Consider the following 1,469-nt stretch of genomic DNA (forward strand, 5'->3'; position numbering starts at 1 on the left):
GATTATCTTTGGCATGAATAAAATGACTACCTAATTCCGGTTCGAGTTTTTCTTCTATTAGTCTTCGTAACCATAATTCTAAAGATTCTATGGTCGTCTTGCATTGTTCTCTTACTTCCATAATTGATTTATCATATAACATTTTGGGCTCCTCCTTGAATGGAGATAATGGTAATTTTATCTAGTAGGTTCTACTATTTCAATATTATCCCTCGGAATTACTTTATACAACTTTTAGTGAAGGTAAGGTCGGCTACTTCATGCCTGAGAGCCATTATGAGGATAAGCACAGTAGAAAACAAATTGAACTAGCTGATGGACAACAGCAATGTGCTACGTCGAATTATCTTGGTGTGATATAATCGAATCAAATGTCGATACTGATAATGAGAAGGTGAAGCCATGGATAAATTCAAAGATCTGGAGAAACTTATTAAGCTCACAGGAGATCGCGCCAAGCTGGATGCAAAAGCTAACGACACGTACATTGTATATAAAACTGCGGAAGGCCAAATTGTAAAAGAATACAACAATGGAGACATTGTCCCCGTTGCAGATTCGGATGCTTCGCATGCATGAACAGATGCCAATCATGTATGTATTTGCTGGTAATAATGGCAGCGGTAAAAGCACCATTCGAAACCTCATTGTTGATCGACTCGGAATCAGTGTGAACATTGATCCAGATGCTTTGGCACGAGGGATTGATTCTTTGCATCCTGAAAGCCGAAAAGTATCTGCAGGCAAAGAGGCCATCAAATTGTCCAGAGATTGTATTCGTCAGGGAAGAGACTTTTCGGTTGAAACGACATTGTCAGGTGGCAACGCCATTCGGCTCATGCGGAATGCTAAGTCCAATAAGTTTGAGGTTACGATGTTTTATGTAGGTGTGGGTGATTATCATTTAAACATAGAACGAGTTGCAGCGCGAGTTAGAAATGGCGGGCATCATATTCCAACAGAGGACATTGTAAGAAGGCATAACACTTCAATTCAGAATTTACTTAACAACATGCACCTAATTGATCATCTAATTGTCATTGATAACAGCAGCGATGAAGGCAATATGGTGCTTCAGATAAGCCATGGTTCAATTACACATCGTGCGGATTCAATTCCTGATTGGGCCGAGCAGGTTGCAGTAAGATATTTGAAGTGATTGCAGTCATAGGATATACATCAAGTGATCGATGTTCCTATTCCCAGTACAACACATGTGGAGTGCTGTGCATTGTTAGTTTGGAACGGAAATAACGAATGAGAAGTTAATGTGGGATTGCCCTCTCCTAATTGAGAGGGTATTTTTTTGTCTGCACAAGGGGACGGGAATTTGTCACAGGAAACTCGGGGGTAGTTTACAGCTAAATGAATGTCTCTGTTGTCAATATCGGGCAGTACACATCTACCCAGCAACCAGACGTAAACATATTAACGATACGAAATAAAATTACTAAAATATGCTATAAAAG

The 1,469-nt window shown here is 39.8% G+C and carries 2 protein-coding genes; both read left to right on the plus strand.

Going from position 1 to position 1,469, the window contains the following annotated elements; genetic code table 11:
- Positions 1 to 402: 402 nt before the first annotated feature.
- Positions 403 to 579: a hypothetical protein gene (locus tag PKO02S_RS32735; protein ID WP_164821831.1), complete on the plus strand. Its 177-nt coding sequence runs from the start codon at positions 403 to 405 to the stop codon at positions 577 to 579.
- Positions 572 to 1,159 (plus strand): ATPase, encoded by a 588-nt coding sequence (locus tag PKO02S_RS32005; protein WP_127589342.1) that lies wholly within the window; start codon positions 572 to 574, stop codon positions 1,157 to 1,159. Before PKO02S_RS32735 ends, PKO02S_RS32005 begins: the two co-directional genes overlap by 8 nt.
- Positions 1,160 to 1,469: the final 310 nt, after the last annotated feature.

The sequence above is a fragment of the Paenibacillus koleovorans NBRC 103111 genome (genome assembly GCF_004000845.1).
Lineage (GTDB): Bacteria > Bacillota > Bacilli > Paenibacillales > NBRC-103111 > Paenibacillus_AA > Paenibacillus_AA koleovorans.

Bases quoted from the DNA above. Each gene is read 5' to 3' on its own strand.
- PKO02S_RS32735 (WP_164821831.1), top strand. From the start codon at position 403: ATGGATAAATTCAAAGATCTGGAGAAACTTATTAAGCTCACAGGAGAT.
- PKO02S_RS32005 (WP_127589342.1), top strand. From the start codon at position 572: ATGCATGAACAGATGCCAATCATGTATGTATTTGCTGGTAATAATGGC.